The organism is Rothia gullae (assembly GCF_024294905.1).
Lineage (GTDB): Bacteria > Actinomycetota > Actinomycetes > Actinomycetales > Micrococcaceae > Rothia.
Genome location: NZ_JANCOC010000001.1, coordinates 90,011 through 108,892 on the forward strand (window position 1 = coordinate 90,011; position 18,882 = coordinate 108,892).

The 18,882-nt window shown below is 59.6% G+C and carries 15 protein-coding genes; 8 read left to right on the top strand and 7 right to left on the bottom strand.

The window, feature by feature from the left end; genetic code table 11:
- Positions 1-238: 238 nt before the first annotated feature.
- Both NML54_RS00430 and coaA read right to left on the bottom strand, forming a co-directional pair.
- On the bottom strand, positions 239-1,165 hold the full coding sequence (locus tag NML54_RS00430) for a M15 family metallopeptidase (protein WP_254755316.1): 927 nt from the start codon (positions 1,163-1,165) through the stop codon (positions 239-241).
- Positions 1,166-1,316: 151 nt separating this feature from the next.
- A complete protein-coding gene (gene coaA / locus NML54_RS00435; RefSeq protein ID WP_254755317.1) occupies positions 1,317-2,273 on the bottom strand; it encodes a type I pantothenate kinase in 957 nt (318 codons plus the stop codon).
- Positions 2,274-2,458: 185 nt separating this feature from the next.
- Here coaA and glmS point away from each other — a divergent pair, with 185 nt between their 5' ends.
- The 3 genes from glmS (at position 2,459) to NML54_RS00450 (ending at position 6,701) form a co-directional block, all read left to right on the top strand.
- Complete coding sequence (glmS, locus tag NML54_RS00440; RefSeq protein WP_254755318.1) at positions 2,459-4,342, top strand: glutamine--fructose-6-phosphate transaminase (isomerizing); 1,884 nt, start codon at positions 2,459-2,461, stop codon at positions 4,340-4,342.
- A 265-nt stretch (positions 4,343-4,607) separates the two neighbouring features.
- Positions 4,608-5,045 carry a holo-ACP synthase gene (locus NML54_RS00445; RefSeq protein ID WP_254755319.1) on the top strand — a complete coding sequence of 146 codons (438 nt, stop codon included), beginning with the start codon at positions 4,608-4,610 and terminating at the stop codon, positions 5,043-5,045.
- 69 nt (positions 5,046-5,114) lie between these two features.
- A complete protein-coding gene (locus NML54_RS00450; RefSeq protein WP_254755320.1) occupies positions 5,115-6,701 on the top strand; it encodes a bifunctional ADP-dependent NAD(P)H-hydrate dehydratase/NAD(P)H-hydrate epimerase in 1,587 nt (528 codons plus the stop codon).
- Between the two features lie 219 nt (positions 6,702-6,920).
- On the opposite strand, the gene NML54_RS00455 is transcribed toward NML54_RS00450, so the two are convergent.
- The 3 genes from NML54_RS00455 to NML54_RS00465 form a co-directional block, all read right to left on the bottom strand.
- A complete protein-coding gene (locus tag NML54_RS00455) occupies positions 6,921-8,402 on the bottom strand; it encodes a sugar transferase (protein ID WP_254755321.1) in 1,482 nt (493 codons plus the stop codon).
- Positions 8,403-8,908: 506 nt separating this feature from the next.
- On the bottom strand, positions 8,909-9,691 hold the full coding sequence (locus tag NML54_RS00460; RefSeq protein ID WP_254755322.1) for a phosphatase: 783 nt from the start codon (positions 9,689-9,691) through the stop codon (positions 8,909-8,911).
- A 28-nt stretch (positions 9,692-9,719) separates the two neighbouring features.
- Positions 9,720-10,982, bottom strand: coding sequence for a glycosyltransferase (locus NML54_RS00465; RefSeq protein ID WP_254755323.1), 1,263 nt, complete (start codon positions 10,980-10,982; stop codon positions 9,720-9,722).
- 144 nt (positions 10,983-11,126) lie between these two features.
- On the opposite strand from NML54_RS00465, the gene alr reads away from it, so the two are divergent.
- From alr to tsaD, 5 genes are all read left to right on the top strand, one after another.
- On the top strand, positions 11,127-12,440 hold the full coding sequence (alr, locus tag NML54_RS00470; RefSeq protein ID WP_254755324.1) for an alanine racemase: 1,314 nt from the start codon (positions 11,127-11,129) through the stop codon (positions 12,438-12,440).
- Positions 12,440-13,045, top strand: a complete 606-nt coding sequence (gene tsaE, locus NML54_RS00475; protein WP_254755325.1) for a tRNA (adenosine(37)-N6)-threonylcarbamoyltransferase complex ATPase subunit type 1 TsaE — start codon at positions 12,440-12,442, stop codon at positions 13,043-13,045. The genes alr and tsaE overlap by 1 nt, the downstream gene beginning before the upstream one ends.
- 23 nt (positions 13,046-13,068) lie before the next feature.
- A complete protein-coding gene (tsaB, locus tag NML54_RS00480) occupies positions 13,069-13,932 on the top strand; it encodes a tRNA (adenosine(37)-N6)-threonylcarbamoyltransferase complex dimerization subunit type 1 TsaB (RefSeq protein ID WP_254755326.1) in 864 nt (287 codons plus the stop codon).
- Positions 13,933-14,457 carry a ribosomal protein S18-alanine N-acetyltransferase gene (rimI, locus tag NML54_RS00485; RefSeq protein WP_254755327.1) on the top strand — a complete coding sequence of 175 codons (525 nt, stop codon included), beginning with the start codon at positions 13,933-13,935 and terminating at the stop codon, positions 14,455-14,457. It begins immediately after the preceding gene.
- A 159-nt stretch (positions 14,458-14,616) separates the two neighbouring features.
- On the top strand, positions 14,617-15,717 hold the full coding sequence (gene tsaD, locus NML54_RS00490; protein WP_005508428.1) for a tRNA (adenosine(37)-N6)-threonylcarbamoyltransferase complex transferase subunit TsaD: 1,101 nt from the start codon (positions 14,617-14,619) through the stop codon (positions 15,715-15,717).
- Positions 15,718-15,878: 161 nt separating this feature from the next.
- On the opposite strand, the gene NML54_RS00495 is transcribed toward tsaD, so the two are convergent.
- Together NML54_RS00495 and NML54_RS00500 are read right to left on the bottom strand one after the other, a co-directional pair.
- Positions 15,879-17,027, bottom strand: a complete 1,149-nt coding sequence (locus NML54_RS00495; protein ID WP_254755328.1) for a glutamate--cysteine ligase — start codon at positions 17,025-17,027, stop codon at positions 15,879-15,881.
- Positions 17,028-17,356: 329 nt separating this feature from the next.
- Positions 17,357-18,805, bottom strand: a complete 1,449-nt coding sequence (locus NML54_RS00500) for a class I SAM-dependent methyltransferase (protein ID WP_371925771.1) — start codon at positions 18,803-18,805, stop codon at positions 17,357-17,359.
- Between the last annotated feature and the right edge of the window lie 77 nt (positions 18,806-18,882).

Sequence of the window (18,882 nt, forward strand, 5' to 3'; positions counted from 1 at the left end):
AAAGCATATTTTTCTTCACGGTGGTTCTAAGGCCCCCAATACTTAAGGTCTAGGTCACATGAAGCTGAGTAAAAATCTCTGAAACCTGCGAAAAACCGCGGATTTACGGGTGATAAGCGTAAAAAATATGCATCTGCTGTGCCTATTTGTTTCCGACATGGAAGCGACACGGAAGCTAGAAATACGATGCACATCACCACTCGATGCACCGTGCAAAGCCGAAAACTTAGCTCAGAGTCTACGATGCACTTGTATAATCGGGTGCCGCACCGGTACCAATAAACTCCTCAAAAGTCTTCGCACCCGAAGACACATACTCCTGAGCAATCTGCACACCCACATAACGGTAATGCCACGGCTCAAAACGATAACCGGTCACCGACTGGCGACCATGGGGGAAACGCAAAATATACCCGTAACGCGGAGCATTCTTCGCCAACCACTGACCAGCCAGCGTATCGCGGTAACATTCCTCCAGACGGCAACCCTCAGGAGAAGCAAAATCAATCGCCAAACCCGTCTGATGCTCCGAATAGCCGGGACGAGCCGACAACTGATCCGCCACCTGCTGACCGTTCGCTGAAACCCAATACTGATAGGTCTGCTGCTGCACCGCATACGAACGATACGCGCTAGAAACAAGCAGAGTCACGCCGTCGGTTGCCGCCGCATCAATCATCGTGTCCGCCGCCTTAGCTGCCTCAGCACGCAATTGATGACCGTAGAACTCCACCAGGTCACTCGGCTCCCAATCCTGATGCGCAAAAGGGCGCATCTTATTCACGAGGCAACGCAACGAGTCTGGCTGAGACTCAACACTCGGCTGAGCAAGAGCCAATGGGGAAGAAGACACGCTCGCAGAAGCCGAAGCGCTGGCAGAAGCACCGGTCGCAGAAGCAACAGGGGAGGTCGCCGCAGAAGAGGCCGCTGCAGTGGAAGAGGCACTAGAAGAAGCCGCTGAAGCCGTCGCAGACTCAGAAGCAGAAGCGCTCGCTGCAGAAGATGAAGAGGAAGCACCCTGACCCGGCGAACCACCCTGCGAGCCACAAGCCGCTAACAAGGCGGTACCGCCAACCCCCAAAGCGGCACCCAAGAGAGTGCGGCGGTTCAGCGCAGAACTATTAAGAGACTCCTGAGCGGTAGACGTACGGTGCAGAGACTTCACAATAACTCCTCATCATGGTGTAGAAGCAAACAAAAAGCGTCGGAAGCCTAAACCCACCCCGCGAGGGAGTGGAGCCTCCGGCGTCTTCTACTAGAATGCACCACAATACTGGCTAAAAGCCGCACACAAACACTAAAAACCTAAAGAACCTCTAGTTCTTACGCAGAAGAACCTGCTCCACAGTATGCTCGGCACCCTTCTGTAGAATCAAATGCGCGCGAGCACGAGTCGGCAAAACATTCTGCAGCAGATTCGGCTCATTCACGCTCTTCCAAATGCCGGTCGCCACCTCAACCGCCTGCTCATCGCTCAGCTCCGCATAACGCTTGAAATACGACTCCGGATTCGCAAAAGCCGAAGAACGCAGCGTCAAAAAACGATTCACATACCAGCGCTCAATATCCTCAGTGCGGGCATCTACATAAATAGAGAAATCAAAGAAATCGCTCAGCGTCAGATCAGAAGTCTCCGGACCCTCAGCCTGAGAAGGCGCCAAAACATTCAAACCCTCAAGAATTAGAACATCCGGTGCGGTGACCTCAATATCCTCATCCGGCATGATGTCGTAATACAGGTGTGAATACTTCGGCGCCACCACGTGCTCGGCACCGGACTTCACCTGCGAGACAAAATTCAACAGGGCACGGCGATTATAAGACTCCGGGAAACCCTTACGGTGCATAATGCCGCGACGCTGAAGCTCAGCATTCGGGTACAAGAAACCATCCGTAGTCACCAACTGAACCTTCGGAGTGGACGGCCAACGGCTCAAAAGAGCCTGCAAAATACGTGCCGTCGTCGACTTACCCACAGCAACAGAACCCGCCACACCAATAATGAACGGGACGCGGCGCTGAGACACATGCAGAAAATCATTCGTCATATGGTTCAACGAAGAAGCAGCAGTCACATACAGGTTAAGAAGACGAGAAACCGGCAGGTAAATACGCTGCACCTCCTCAAGGTCGACGGTTTCACCCAGACCACGAAGAGACTCAATTTCCTCAGCACTGAGGGGGACAGAAATCTCATCGGCTAGGTGCGACCAACGGGAACGGTCAAGATGCATGAAGCGGTCATCGCCAGAAAAATACGGTGCGGTGCTCATTTATCTAAGTGTACGAACTTTCAGCCCGAGGGGAAAATACCCACCCTCACGGTTTGTTCGAAGAAATAAATTTATGAGAAGAAAAAGGACAAAACCCAATAAAGCTAGGAAAGCCACAATCAACGTGACGTATAACGGTATTTCACCGTGCGCATATTCGGATACTTGTGGGATAAACTTATACCATGTGTGGAATCGTAGGATATGTAGGTCTGGACACTGCTCCGGACGGTAACAAGTTTGACCACAACGCATACGATGTGGTCCTCGAAGGTCTGCGCCGCCAGGAATACCGCGGCTATGACTCTGCTGGCGTGGCACTCGTGTGCCCCGGCGGTATCGTATTCCGTAAGAAGGCAGGCAAGCTCCTGAACCTCGAAAACGAGGTCAAGGAAAACGCTCTGCCGGACTCCCAGATTGGTATCGGTCACACCCGTTGGGCAACCCACGGTGGACCTACCGACAATAACGCTCACCCCCACGTTGTCGACAACGGCCGCCTCGCCGTCGTACACAACGGTATTATCGAAAACTTCGCAGAACTGCGTGCCGAACTGCTCGCCGAAGGCGTAGAGTTGGCATCTCAGACCGACACTGAGGTAGCTGCAGCAACCATCGCAAGCATCTACAACAAGCTCGGCACCGGTGACCTCACCGAGGCAGTACGCGTCGCATCCAACCGCCTCGAAGGTGCATTCACCATCCTGGCTGTGCACGCAGACCACCCGGACCGCGTTGTGGCAACCCGCCGCAACTCCCCGCTGGTTATCGGTCTGGGCGAGAACGAAAACTTCCTCGGCTCGGACGTCTCCGCGTTCATTGACTACACCAAGGAAGCCGTCGAAATGGGTCAGGACCAGATCGTGACCATCACCGGCACCGACTACTCCATCATCGACTTCGAAGGTAACCCCGCAGAGGGCAAGCCCTTCCATATCGAATGGGACGCAGCAGCAGCTGAAAAGGGCGGCTACAACTCCTTCATGGAGAAGGAAATCCACGAGCAGCCCACCGCAGTTGAGCAGACCCTCATGGGCCGCCTCGACGAAAACGGCAACCTCACCCTCGACGAACTGAACATTGAGGACTCGGTACTGCGTACCATCGACAAGATCATCGTTGTCGCATGTGGTACCGCAGCATACGCAGGCCAGGTGGCACGCTACGCCATCGAGCACTGGTGCCGCATCCCCACCGAGGTTGAGCTCGCACACGAGTTCCGCTACCGCGACCCCATCGTGAACGAGAAGACCCTTATCGTGGCACTCTCGCAGTCCGGCGAAACCATGGACACCCTGATGGCAGTGCGTCACGCACGCGAACAGGGCGCAAAGGTTATCTCCATCTGCAACACCCACGGCTCGACCCTGCCCCGCGAATCCGACGCTGCGCTGTACACCCACGCAGGCCCCGAAATCGCAGTGGCATCCACCAAGGCATTCCTGGCACAGATCACCGCAGCATACCTGCTCGGCCTGTATCTGGCACAGTTGCGCGGCAACAAGTACAAGGATGAAATCGCTTCGATCCTCGCCGAGCTGCAGGACATGCCCGCAAAGATTCAGAAGGTCATCGACAACGACACCCCGGTCAAGGAACTGGGCGTCGCAATGAAGGATGCATCCTCCGTGATTTTCCTCGGCCGCCACGTGGGCTTCCCCGTCGCAATGGAAGGCGCACTCAAGCTCAAGGAAATCACCTACATCCACGCAGAAGGCTTCGCAGCAGGCGAGCTCAAGCACGGCCCCATTGCACTGATTGATGAAGGCCAGCCGGTCATCGTAGTGGTTCCCTCCGCAAACGGTCGCGACTCCCTGCACGGCAAGGTCGTCTCCAACATCCAGGAAGTGCGCGCTCGCGGCGCATTCACCATCGTCATCGCCGAGGAAGGCGACGAGGCCGTCAAACCCTACGCAGACCGCCTCATCACCGTCCCGGCATGCCCCTCGCTGCTGCAGCCCCTGTTGGCAACCGTGCCCCTGCAGATCTTCGCATGCGCACTGGCAGAAGCTAAGGGCCTGGACGTTGACCAGCCGCGTAACCTCGCAAAGTCCGTGACCGTGGAGTAATGCTCAGAAGTAATCCTCGGAAATCGCCTCAGCGATAACGAAAGGGCGGTGATTGAGTTCTCTAAGAACTTAACCACCGCCCTTGTCGTTTAATCGGGCGGTTATTCGTAGATTAACCAACAAAAATAGACGCTGTGAAACAGACATCAACCATGCGTCATATTTGACGCTATCCCACCTAAAAGAAACGAATCTCGCTAGACTTAAAACAAGAGAAACCGCAAACAGGATGCGGTCACCACCCCTACCGTAAAAGGTGCAGCTCATGATTATGGGAATCGGCGTAGATACCGTCAACATTGAACGATTCGAACGAATTGTCACCGAAACACCCGCCTTCGTCCGCCGCGTCTTCACCCCCAACGAACGCACTCGGAACGTACGCTCCCAAGCAGTACGATTTGCCGCCAAAGAAGCCGTCGCCAAAGTACTTGGAGCACCCGCCGGACTCAACTGGCAAGACTGCGAAGTCGCCACCGCCGAAAGTGGTCAGCCCTACCTCATCATTCAAGGCACCATCGCCCGCCGAGCCAAAGAACTCGGCATCAACCGCATCCACCTCTCGCTAACCCACGACGAACCCATGGCCATCGCCATCGCAACCGCCGAATACCTCAGCGACGCAGAACTGGCGCACCTGCAAAAGTTCAACCCCGAAAGCTACCGACTCAGCGTCATCGCAGGAAACGATACCGACGACTAACGCAGAGTCACACCAACACCACACCCGGTGCCCCCTAAGGCCCGCACGGGGCCACTCAAGGAGACAGCAATGAAGCTCATCTACACTGCTTCCCAGGTACGCGAAGCAGAAAAGCCCTACGTTGAAGCCGCTGACTACGACGGATATCTCATGCAACGCGCCGCAGACGCCGTCGCAGCCGAAGCGCAGGATTTGCTCCACGGCACAGAAAACGCCAAAATCCTGCTCCTCGCCGGCCCGGGCAACAACGGCGCAGACACCATCTACGCCGGCGCCCGCCTCAGCGCCAAGGGCCACCGCGTTGACGCAGTCATCTTCGACCCCAGCGAAAAGAACCTCGAACTCATCGCCCGCGAAGGCGGCGAAGACACTCGTATACTCGACCCCGAACACACCCTCGAACACCTTGCTGGCTACGACCTGATCATCGACGGTATCCTCGGTACCGGCTCCAGCGGCGCCGTACGCGGTAGCGCTGGCGAATACCTGGGCATACTCCGTGCAGTGCAGCTCGACGGTAAGCTCGGCGCAGTCCTCGCAGTAGACACCCCCTCCGGAGTCGACAACAACCGTGGAACCGTGCACGAACCCTCCCTGCGCGCCGACTGCACCGTCACCTTCATCGGCCACAAGCTGCCGGCAGGCACCAGCCACAGCGTCCACTCCGGAGATATCAAACTCTACGACCTGGGCGTGCCCGAAGCCCTCAACGCCCACAAGCCCGCCCTGCGCGTCCTCGACCGCGAAGACTACCGCGAACTCATCGAAATACCCGACGAGCACTCCCACAAGTACACCCGCGGCGTACTCGGCATGCTCACCGGAAGCCTCGAATACCCCGGCGCAGCCCTCATGAGCGTACGCGCAGCCCTCAACACCGGCGTGGGTATGGTCCGCTTCAACGCCAACTCTCACGAGCTACGCCAACTCATGATTGCCCACAATCCCGAAACCGTCTACTTTAGCGGCGCCCCCGCCCTGCAGAGGGTTACCGTCTGGGCCGGCGGATCTGGCTCTAGCCACGACTCGCTGGACAAGAACCGCTACCTGCTCCACTCGCCCGAACCCGCCATCCTCGACGCGGGCGCCTGCGACCTGGCGGCAGAATACATGGCAACCGGTAAGCACCTCGGCTCCCACAAGATTCTCACCCCGCACGCCGCAGAGCTCGAACGGTTCATGCGCATCGTGCACGAGCTCGCCCCCGAAATCTGGAAGAAGCACCTGGGCGACGCCATCGTACCCAGCCGCAAGGACATTGATGCAGAGCCCTTCCGCTGGGTGCGTGCCGCCTCCGAACTTTCCGGTGCCACCGTCATGCTCAAGGGCGGCTACACGCTCATTGCCGCACCCAACGGCGCCACCTACAGCGTTGCCGGAGGAAGCCCTTGGCTCGCTACCGCAGGCAGCGGCGACACCCTCACCGGCATCTATGGCGCCCTGCTCGCCCAAACCGTAGCCGCTTTCGCCGCCCGCGGAGAAGCCCTAGAAGGTTGCACCTTCGCCTCCATCGGCGCGCTCGCAGTCTACCTGCACGGTGAAGCAGCACGCGCCAGCGCCACCGGAAGCGTCAAGGACGCTCTGCCCGGCCCGGCACCCGCAACCCGCGTCGCGCAGATGCTCCCCGAAGTCATCGCCCGCCTCATCGCCGAATAAGGGAGAGACGCCCAGCGCACCTCTATTCCTAGCGTCCTAACGAGATCCCTCTCTGAAAGCACAGGGCCAAGGCGCACAGAAGGGGCGTGAATCCACCGGAAATGGATTCACGCCCCTTCAACGCGCTTATATCAATGCACGATGCCGAGCTGCCTGCGCCGGGACAGCATCACTAAAAACCGGCATACGCACCAGCGGGAGAAACTACCACCATCCTTCTTAGTACGCGCCTTCCTTAGCGAAAACCGCACGGATAGTACGCAGAAGAATAATGAAGTCACCGGTAAGCGACCAGTTTTCAACATAGTAGAGATCCAGACGAACCGACTCTTCCCAGGAGAGATCACTACGACCCGAAACCTGCCACAGACCGGTAATACCCGGCTTCACCAGCAGGCGGCGGTACGCAATATCCTCGTACTGCTCAACTTCCTCAACCAGCGGAGGACGCGGACCCACCAGCGACATATCGCCAATGAACACATTCCACAGCTGAGGCAGCTCATCAATCGAGTACTTACGGATGAACTTACCAGTGGGGGTAATACGCGGGTCGTCCTTCATCTTGAAGAGCACGCCGTTACCCTCGTTCTGCTCCATGAGACGCTTCTTGACCTCTTCAGCGTCAGTACGCATTGAACGGAACTTCACCATCTTGAAAAGCTCACCGTTCAGACCCACACGGTTCTGCAGGAAGAAGACAGGGCCGCCATCACGCTTCACCAGTAGTGCCACCACCAGGAACAGCGGAGACAGCAGAATCAAACCCAGACCCGAAGACACAACATCCATAGTGCGCTTGAAGAACGCCGACAGACCGGTAATACGCGGAGTCGACACGTGTACCAGCGGCAGACCGTTCAACGGCTGCATGTGCATACGCGGACCAGCAATATCGGTCGTCGCAGGAGCCATAATCAGCGAAATATGCGCATCAGCAAGCTTCCAACCCAGCAGGCGAACCTGATCCGGACTCAAGTGGTGACCATTCGTAACAGCAACCATGTGAATATCGTTCTCGCGGATAGCATCCATAATGTCAGCCGGAGAAGTGCTGTAACCAAGCACCGGAATCGGGGCGCCAGCAACAGTGGTACCCGGAGTGAAACCGGGCAGATAGAACGCAGCGGGGGACAGGCCGGAAGCACCCACGCCCTCCAGGTTCTTGTACAGGTGCTGACCGGTTGTCACATCAGAAATAATCATGACGCGAGTGAGCGCACGACCGCGGGTACGTGAACGCACCAGACCCTGACGAATCAGCCAACGCTCCATCAGCAGAAGGAACAGACCTAGCGGGTAAGCAATCAACAAGTACATGCGGGTGACGTCAATCTTGAGGAAGAACGCCACAATAATCAGCAGGCAGAAGAAATAGGTGCTACCGCGAGTAATGAGGCGGTATTCCTCATTGCCGAAACCCATGATGCGCAGGCTACGGGAGCCGTTCACCTGGAGGATAAACCACCAGCCAACGACCATACCGATGCCCAGGAAAATGTAATCAATAGCGGGAATACGGCCATCCAATGCGTTAATAGGCCAAACGTTCACATAGGGCAGGTCAGCATTCTCCCACCCGAAACGAATCAGATGCGCAGCGACAACCGCGATAACAATGGCGAGAAAATCGCCACAGTAAAGGGCGCGCTGAACCTTGGGATGCCAGCTTCGCTTGACGACGAAGTCTGAACCCCACATTTTTTTAAGATGATCTTGTACTTTCAACGGTGTAATCTTCCCCGGAAATTTGTCCTGTGCCGTGGACTGAGAGCGGCGAATAGGCATATTTACCCCTAATTATCGGTGTAAGGGAGACGTATCCTAGTTTATGTTCTGAATGAATGAGTGAACACTTAATCTTGCTGAGTGAATAATGGCAGAGATTACGGTAAAGACGCTGGTTAGACGCCTAGTGGAGCGTTATATGAACCCACAGGGCGCATAAACGTGTTCCGTAAACTATTCTACGGGGTTGGGGGGTCTTACGTCTCGAAGAATAAAGCCTTAAAGTAGCTCCCGCGTGATGAAATCAATCACAGAAAAAGAAGAGAATAAGAGCCCACGAGAAGAATGCCTAGTGTAGCCAAGAAACTTCTAAAAACACCAGACTGTTTCACACACCTGCAGAAAAACAATAACCGGCATATAAAACGACAAACCCCGGAGGCTCAATAACAAACCCTATACGCGGTGTAAAAGGGACATTAAGGACGCTCAAGCCCCGCACGATCCAAAATGAAATCAATCATCGGCTCATAACGACGCGGCGGAACGTTATCGTCCATCGGCACACACACCGGCAGGTCCCCCTGCTCAGCCGCCACAAACAGACCCGGATCATTACAATCCGCAATACCAATCGTCAGCAACTTACAGGTCGAGGAAGCATAACCAGCCATACCGTGATCCGAAACCACCAGATCCGGAGTCACACCGCGCGCCTTCAACTGATCCAGCGCGATGCGCATCGGGCCGGGGAAATGCGTATGCTGCAGATTACCGTACTGCTCAAACATCACGACATCCATAATCTGACGGACATCGCCGTCCAGGAAGCGCTCGCCCTCCTCAATCTGGAGAACCTCAGCACCGGTAGCCTTCGCAGCCGCAGCCATCACCGCATAGATGGGGAACAGACCCGCCGGGTGACCGGTCGCAAACAGAATACGAGAACCCGCACGCACCGCCTCACCGAAGATACGGGCGTACTCCTCCAGCGCGCTGATGCACTGCTCAGCACCAATAGTGTCCTGGCCGTGAGTATGCGAACGGTCCGGGTTCAGACCCGCGCGGCGAACCATCACCTCAAATACCGAATCGTAATCCCACTCGCGGGTCCACTGCACACCAAACTCAAGGTGCTCATTACCATCCAGGAAACCCTGAATATGGTCCAGGTTATTCTCTCGGGCGGTTGCCACCTCGCCGGTAATATGCACAGAATCCAGGTACGCGGCGAACTCATCGCGGCTCATCGAGAAAGACATTAAAACTCCTCACAACGTGAAAAATACATTACTGCGAGATACCCTCACGTACCTCGGCATAAGCTTCCAGGGTCTTATGCGCCGTCTGCTCCCAACCCATCGTGCGGGCACGCGCCGCGGCATTCGCGCCCAACGAATGACGCAGATACGGGGCACGCACCAGACGCTCAATAGCCGCAGCCCAACGCTGCGGAGTGCGAGGCGCCACCAGCAGGCCCGTACGGTGGTTCTCCACCGCAAAGCGCAGGCCGTCAGCATCCGTAGCGAGTACCGCCGCGCCGCATGCCTGCGCCTCCAGAGCCACCAACCCGAACGTCTCAGACGACGACGGGGACGCCACGATATCGGCGGCACGGAAAATATTCGCCAGCTCAGACGCCGGAACCGGGTCCTTCAAATGCACCCGATCTGCCACGCCTAGCTCAGCTGCACGCTGCAATAGGCGGCGCTCATAATCCGAATCGGAACGACCAATAATATCCACGTCCACCTGCAGGTCGGAGGAGAGCAGCGCTAGCGCCTCCACCAGCAGATGCGGGCCCTTCAACGGCTGAGGCCTACCGGCAAACACAATGCGGCAACGAGTCTCCGAGGTGTCATTGAGCGGATGCACGCCAGGAATCGTACGGAAAATTGAGATGTCAACACCCGGGGGGATAATGGCAAGCTTCTGCGGGTCTGTACCGTAGTACTCGCCCATCTGCTGCGCCTCCAGGGGAGTATTCACAATCACCCGGCTCGCGGAGCTACTCATCAGACGCTCGGTGCGGTAGCGTTCCTCAGGCTCGGGCTCTTCACCTTCGCCGCGGCGCGCATCCTTGGCGGCAGCCGTCGTATGCGGAGTGAAAAGAATGGGAACCGGGAAGCCAGCGCCCTGAGCCGACCACAGCTGGGACGCGCGAGCCGCAGCCTGACCAGACAGCCAATAGTGGGCGTGAATAATATCCGGGGTGTACAGCGCCTGCTCCACGCACGCCTGCGCAAAATCATCGGTGACCGTAGCCAACTCGTTCTTCGAAAGACCACGAGCGGACGGAAGATCAAGGCTGTGGCGCACAATGCGCTCGCCGGGCTGAGGAGGCTGACGGAACGGCGAATCAGCCGGAAGCGCCTCACCGCGGTCCAGCGTGAAAACCTCAACCCGCAGCTCGGGATCGAGCTCCAGCATGGCGTGCACCGACCGGGCAATATAGACGTTCATGCCGCCTGCATCTCCGCTACCGGGCTGCGCAAAGGGGTCGGTGTGCATGGAATACACGTGAACCGTCCGAACCGGCGGCAGAGTGCTCATCGATGCTTTCCTCTCTCAAAGGTGTACCTGACCTAGTGTAGCGCGATAGGACTTTCGCACACCGGGAGGTCTAGAATTTAGTAGAAGAGAGGCTGCCCAAGCGCAGCCTGTAGTACCCGCCCGTCAGAAGGACCGTGAAGGACCATGACTCACCCTCAGCAGCCTGCCGAACCGCTCTACTGCCCGCCCTGCACCCCGGCAGAGGTAGAGCGCAGTGCCACCATTGACCTTGATGCGCTAGAACATAATGTGAGCCGCCTCAAGGAACTTATTGGCGACCGCGCGCTCATTGCAGTGATTAAGGCGGATGCGTACGGTCACGGTGCGTACCCGGTGGCACGTTCGGCTATTGCCGCTGGTGCTGACCTGCTGGGTGTGGTGCACGTGAACGAGGCGCTGGAACTGCGTGCTGACGGTATTGAGGCGCCGCTCATGGCGTGGCTGCACACCCCCTCCACCGATTTTGAGGCGGCGCTGCAGGAGAAGATCCGCCTGGGTGTTTCCGGTTGGGACCTGGAGGCGGTAGCCGCCGCCGCTGAACGCACCGGCGAGCGCGCTATCGTGCATCTGAAGGCTGATACCGGTCTGGGTCGTAACGGTGCTACCGCGGCGGATTGGCCCGCGCTGGTGGCTCGCGCCGCCTGTCTGGAGGGGTCTGGGCTGATTACGGTTGAGGGTATTTTTAGCCACCTGGCGGTTGCTGATGAGCCGACCCGCGCCGAGACTGCTCAGCAGCTCGATACCCTGGATACTTTTGTGGCTCAGGCTCGTGAGGCTGGCCTGGACCCGAAGATTGTGCATCTGGCGAACTCCCCGGCGACCCTGACTGCCTCGTTGGAGGGTTGGGACACGGAGGAGCGTCTGCTCGGTGACGGCGTGCGTTGCGGTTTGGCGCTCTACGGTCTTTCCCCGCTACCGGAGGTCACCGCTGAGGACTTGGGGTTGAAGCCCGTCATGACGGTGGGTAGCTACATTGCCGCTGTGAAGGAAGTTCCTGCAGGTCAGGGCGTTTCCTACGGTCTGCGCTACCACACTCCCAAGGCAACCACCCTGGCGCTGGTGCCGCTCGGCTACGCTGATGGCGTGCCGCGTATTGCGGAGAACGCGCCGGTGCGCATCTACCCGGGTGCGCAGAACGCGGAGAACGGCTCCGTGCCTAACAGCGCGGAAGGTAAGACCTACCGCGTGGTCGGCCGCGTCGCCATGGACCAGATGGTCGTTGACCTGGGCGAACCCGGTCTGAGCGACCCCGCCCTGGGCTACCTGGGGGCGCCCGCCATCCTTTTTGGCGCCGGTGAGAATCCACCCGTGGAAGAGTGGGCGGATGCCGCGCAGACCATTAACTACGAAATCGTGACCCGCATTTCGTCCCGCGTGGAGCGCCTCTACGTTGGCGGCTCCTGGGTTGAAGCTGAACTGAACGAGCTGTGGGGTACCGGGCAGGAGCAGGAGGGCTAATGAGCGCTGAGTACATTTCTGCCGCACTCGACCTGGATGTGACCGGCCCCGACCATACCCGCCGCCTGGCACTCACACTGGCGCAGCACCTAAACGCCGGGGACGTACTGTTGCTCTCGGGCGAGCTCGGCGCGGGCAAGACCACGTTCACCCGCTCCCTGGGTGAAGGCCTGGGCGTGCGCGAAGGCGTTATCTCACCGACCTTCGTGCTCTCGCGAGTGCACCCGAACCTGCCGGACGGCCCCCGACCCGGAGGACCCGACCTGGTGCATGTGGACGCCTACCGCCTCTCCAGCGCCGAAGAGCTCGACGACCTGGATCTGGAGTTCTCCCTGCCGCGCTCTGTGACCGTCATCGAGTGGGGCCGCGATAAAGCTGAGCACCTGAGCGATTCCCGCCTGGAACTGGACTTCACCCGCCTGACCGGCGCGGATGCACGCTTCGCCTACTCGGCTACCGAAGAGTTCAGCTGGGACGACGAAGACGAGGACGAAAGCGACGAGGACGCGGACACCCCCGAGCCTCGCCTGCTACGGGTGCGCGCCTTCGGCCCCCGCTGGGAGCACGCTTTCGACGCCCTGAAAGAGGCCCTGCAGAGCGCCTAGAGCCCGCGCGTTAGAATGATAGGGTGCTAGTACTTGCCCTTGATTCATCCGCCACCGCATCTGTGGCGCTCGCCCGTGTGCACGGCTCCGAAGCCGGTGCGTCCTTCGAAATCCTCGCCCGCTACGAGAGTGAAGATACCCGCTCCCACGCCGAGGTGATGGGCCCCTACGCGCAGGCGGCCCTGCAGGGCGCTGGCGTTCGCGGCGAAGATTTGGATGCGATTCTGACCGGTACCGGCCCGGGACCTTTTACGGGTCTTCGCGCCGGTATCGTTACTGCGCGCGCTCTGGGGTTTGCCTGGTCGGTGCCGGTGTACGGCATGATGAGCCTGACCGCCCTGGCTGAGCGTGCTGTGTCTGGCGCGGTTGCCGGTGAAGCTGGCGGAGACACTGCCCGGGACACACCTGGAGACACGGCTGGTGAAGAGAACGTAGAACGAGCGTTCGCCTCTGCTGAAGGTGCTGAGCTTGTAGAAGATGCTGAGCTGCTCGTACTCTCCGACGCGCGCCGCCGCGAAGTCTACTCCGCCCGCTACCGCGTGAACGCCGAAGGCTACAGCCTGGTGGACGGCCCGAACGTATGCCCCGCCTCCAAAATTCTGCCCGGTGAGGCTCCCTCCTACGCTTACGGCTACGGTGCTGGCCTGTACGCCGAGGCTCTCGAAGAGCACGGCTGGACCATCGTTGATTCTGCCCGCGAGGTTCACCCCCACGCCGAGTACTTGGTTGCCGCCGCGGCACGCCTGGGCGTAGAGAACCTGAGCGAGGACACCTCCGCCCAGTACCTGCGCGACTCGGATGCAAAGGTCCCCGCCGCAATGCTCGCCCGCCAGCAGAAGCAGGCCGCGCAGGCCGCTGCACAGGCCGCCGCGCAGAAGGAGAGCTAAATGAGTGCTACCGACAATATCGTGCCAGACGACCAGGCACTGAATAATCTGGCTCTGGGCGCCCGCCTGCGCGTTGCCGAACTTGCCGACGTGCAGGACATGCACCACATGGAGACCACCCTGTTTCCCGCCGACGCCTGGCACATCGACATGTTCCTCGAAGAGCTGACCCACCCGACCCGCACCTACTACATGCTCGAATTACCCGCAGAAGGTCCGGAAAATAACGAAGGCAGCTGGCGCGCTATCGGCTACTGCGGAACCATGGTCGTAGCCGACACCGCTGACGTTCAAACCATCGGCGTGCTCCCCGAGTACGAGGGCCACGGCTTCGGTCGCGCCATGCTTGAGCAGATGCACGAGCGTGCCCGCGAGCAGGGTGCCGAGCGCATCCTGCTGGAGGTGCGTGCCGACAACCCGCGCGCCCAGCGCCTCTACGAACGCAACGGCTACCGTGCGATTCACGTACGCCGCGGCTACTACGATGATGGAACCGACGCCATCATTATGGAATGCACGTTCTAAATACTCCGTTGGGCTAAACGGCAATCCCCGCGATAGGGGCGAGCATCCGCCGTCCTCTACGACGCCGCCCTCTACGCCGCAGCATCCCTACATCACAGCATCCTTACCTCACTGCAACTAGAAGCACTACGCGCAGACAGCGCAACAGAAAGATAGACTATGAGCACTCGCGAACCCCTCGTTCTGGGCATCGAATCCTCCTGCGATGAGACCGGTATCGGCATTGTGCGCGGTGCACAGCTGCTCAGCAACACCATCTCCTCCTCCATGGAAGAGCACGTGCGATTCGGCGGCGTGATCCCCGAAATCGCTTCCCGCGCTCACCTGGACGCCATGATCCCCGCCCTCAAGGCGGCACTCGCCGAAGCGGACATCACCCTCGATCAGGTGGACGCTATCGCTGTCACCGCCGGCCCCGGCCTGGCGGGCGCACTCATGGTGGGTGTCTCCGCGGCGAAGGCGCTTGCTATTGCCACCGGCAAGCCCCTCTACGGCATTAACCACCTGGTCGCCCACGTTGGCGTTGGCCTGCTGGAGGATAACGGCACCGAAGACGGCTCCGACCTGCTGGCGAATGCCGGTTCCGGTGGTCTGGGTGCGCTATTGGTCTCTGGCGGTCACACCGAAATCCTGCAGGTGCGCGACATTACCTCCGATGTGCGTCTGCTCGGCGCGACCCTCGACGATGCCGCAGGCGAGGCCTACGACAAGGTCGCCCGACTGCTCGGCCTTGACTACCCGGGCGGCCCCGCGATTGACCGTGCTGCCGCCGAGGGTAACCGTAACGCCTTCGTGTTCCCGCGCGGCCTGTCGAACCGCAAGTTCATGGGCACCGCCGAGGAGCCCGGCGCGCACCGATACGATTTCTCCTTCTCCGGCCTGAAGACCGCCGTGGCGCGCGTGATTGAAAGCTTTGAAGCAGCCGGTGAAGAGGTCCCGGTTGCCGATATCGCCGCATCCTTCCAGGAGGCGGTCGTGGACGTCATCACCAAGAAAGCGATGCTTGCCTGCCGCGAGCAGGGGATGAAGACCCTGCTGCTCGGCGGTGGTGTGGCGGCTAACTCGCGCCTGCGTGAGCTGCTTGCCGCCCGATGCGCCTCCGAGGGGGTGCGCCTGATTATCCCGAAGTTCACCCTGTGTACCGATAACGGTGCGATGGTTGCGGCGCTGGGTGCTCGCCTGGTCGCTGCCGGTCGTGAGCCCTCGGGTGTGGACTTCACGACGGACTCCTCGCTGCCGGTAACTACGGTCTGTTTCTAAGCGGGCTGCCTCTGAAATAGCTACTTCCGCAGGGATTATTAGCGCGAGTCCGTTGATGCGGCTCGCCTCGAAAATGCTCGTAGAAATGCCTCGCCACAGTCTCCCAAAGGACTGCGCCGAGGCATTTTCTGTATTCAAACTTTAGCTGGGGGGGGGCGGCTCTAACGCAGCGCTCGCGCACGAGACTGTGCGGCAACATCCAGCGCCACCTCACGCAGAGAGCCGGTCTTCTCAAAGACCGCACGCTGACGATCCGCGCCCGTACCCTCGGCGAGGATGCGGCGTACTTGTGCCAGTTCTACCTCGCACTCAAGGTCGCGTGCCACCGGCTCCAGCTTGGGCAGAAGCAACTTAAAATCTTCACGCAGGGTACGCTGCACCGGCTCGTTAGAGACCACGATCTTAGCCTCCAGGCCGTAGCGGGCGACGCGCCACTTATTCTCCTGAGCGTGCCAGGGGGCGAGCACCTCAACGCTTGCGCCCGCCTCAATGCGGCGGGAGAAGTACTCCACCAGGCACTGCGTGAACGCCACGATAGCCGCAACATCCGGCAGGGAGGCGAGGCCATCGCAATAGCGCATCTCAATGGTGCCGTAACGCGGAACCGGGCGAACATCCCAACGGTCCTCGCTCGGGTCGTTGATCACGTCGGTTGCCACGAGTGACTCCAGGTAGTCGCTGTACTGCTCCCAGGTGTCAAAGTGGAAGGGCAGACCGTTCGTGGGCAGCTGCTGGTAAAGCTGAGTGCGGTGCGAAGCGTAACCGGTATCGATTCCATCCCAGTACGGGGAAGAGCACGAAAGCGCCAGCAGGTGCGGCCCGTAGTTGGTCAGCGCGTCAATAAGCGGCAGAACCTTATCGCGGGAGTCAACACCCACATGCACGTGCACGCCGTAAATGACCATGTGGCGGCCCCAATACTGGGCGCGTTCGACCACACGCTGGTAGCGTTCCTTCGCCACGACCGGCTGGTCAGCCCAGTGGGAGAAGGGGTGAGTGCCGGCGGGGTAGAACTCAATGCCGAGCTCATCGGTGATTTCACGCAGGGTATCCGCCAAATCCTGTAGCTGACGGCACGCCTCAGCGACGGTGCGGCAGATACCGGTAACCACCTCGACGGTGTTCTCCAGGAATTCGCCGGTTACGTGCGCCCGGTCGGAGGCGGGTTCGAGCAGTTCGGGGCGGCGCTCGCGCAGGATGGATAGCACCTCGCTGGCGCGCTGGGTCAGTGCGCCGCTTTCACGGTCGATGAGCGCAATCTCCCATTCCACGCCGAGAGTGGACTGCGGGGAGGTAGCAAAGTCGATCATATTGCCTTTCCTGCGTCTGGAAATAGGGTCGTACATGGTGCCATGGAAGTTATTATCGGTGGACTCTGCCCGGCTGTGCGCTAGCCGGTGGGAGTCGGCTCCTGGGGGGTGCCTCTACTAGGCCGCGTATCTTTGATCAGGCACAGTATCTGTATCCGGCACCGTATCTAGTGTACGGTCTTGCGGTGCTCGGTGCCCTGTCGAGTGCAGAATCCGGAATGGGAAACGTCATGAATCGTCACGAACGGTAATCCGTCCTCGGGTCTGGGCAGTCGGGTCTGGGTCGTCAGTGCTGGGTAGTTAGGGATGGGCGGCCGGGGCTGGAGAGGTTAGAGCGGGCGCACATGCCAGCCGACGCGGCGTGAATCCCTGCCCGAACCGATGCGGGTAAAGACTAGTGTTGCCGGACGGTACGAGGGCTCCTGCGTACCCTCCTGTGCACCCGAAGAAGAATTAGCGTTCTTTTTCTGTTTCTTCTTGGAAGCCTTAGAACTCGCAGAACCCAGCAGGCGCGCACGCAATTGCTCCGGAACAATATCCACGCCACGCTTCTTAATCGTCAGCGCCGTAAAGCCCTGCTCACGCACCCAACGCTTCAGCTGCTTCTCCTGCAGAGGAATCTCCTCCAGCACCTCGTAGCAAGCAACCAGCGGATGCTCCACCGGCTTGGCAGAACACAGGTATGCCAGGTGCTCATCCAGCAGATGCGCACCAATACTCTGCGCAAACTCAGCGACCATATGCGAGCGCACAATCGCCGGGGCGGGCTCCAACAGGTATTCGCCCGGCTGCGGCAGAGACACCGGAACTTCAACGCTCTGCAACGCCTCTTCCGCTGTCAGAGGGCTGCGGAAGCTCGCCGTCTCATAGGGCGGCAACAAGGCGCTGGGTTCGGCGGAGCCTTCGTATGGGGTAGCCTCTTCCGCAGACAGCTCGCGCACAGAGGTCGCCGTGCGGGCCACCCCCTCCTGAGCCAGTGTGTTAAACCAGAGCACCAACTCGGCGAGGGAACCCTCCGACTGAATCCACTCCGCCTCAACGCGCGGGTTGGGGTTTGCCTCCGATGCAATATCTTCGGGCGAGGGGATGCCCTCATGAGGAAAACCGGGACCCAACTTCACGCCCATCGGCACGCCAGTGCGCGCCAGATTCAGCACGAACGAGAACGGGGGAGAGAACGCCTCCGGATCAAAAAGGCGTTCCGTCTGAGCTTTCTTCGCGCCGCGCAACTCGCGGCGTGCCGGGTCCATCCACACAATGCCCACCGGCTCACCGGCAGCGTCCAGAAGCTCACCGTGCACATAATCGGTCACATCTCCCGAATACACGCGTGCCTGCGGGCAAAACTCAAGGTTCTTCGCCGCAAAAGAAGCCGTCAGCGGGTCCAACTCCACCGCAACCACGGCACCGCGATCTGCCGCATACACGGCAGAATCCGAGGCGATACCGCAACCCAAATCAGCCACCGTGCCGCCAACCGGGCGCAGACGCTGAGCACGATAGTGCGCAATCACCGGGCGAGTCGCCTGCTCAGCCGCCTCCTGAGTCAGCATGAGCGTGCGGGCGCGCTCGCCGAACTTGGTGCGCGCACGGGTACGAGCCTGCGCCAGCGAAATAATCTGTGCAGACTCCTCGGGGCTAAAACCTCGCGAACGCAAAGAAGTAACAGCGCTGAGCGTATCCGAACCCAGCGGGTAGAGCTCATTGGCTGCCGCGAGCGCTTCGGCACTGAACGGAAGCTCGGCGGCGGGAGTAAAAGGGGATGCGGGAATAGGCATGCTCCTCATTTTACGGGGTGCTGGTTTTGAGGGGTGAGGAGCCCGATCTGCCCAGTTTTTTGCTCAGCGTTCGCCTT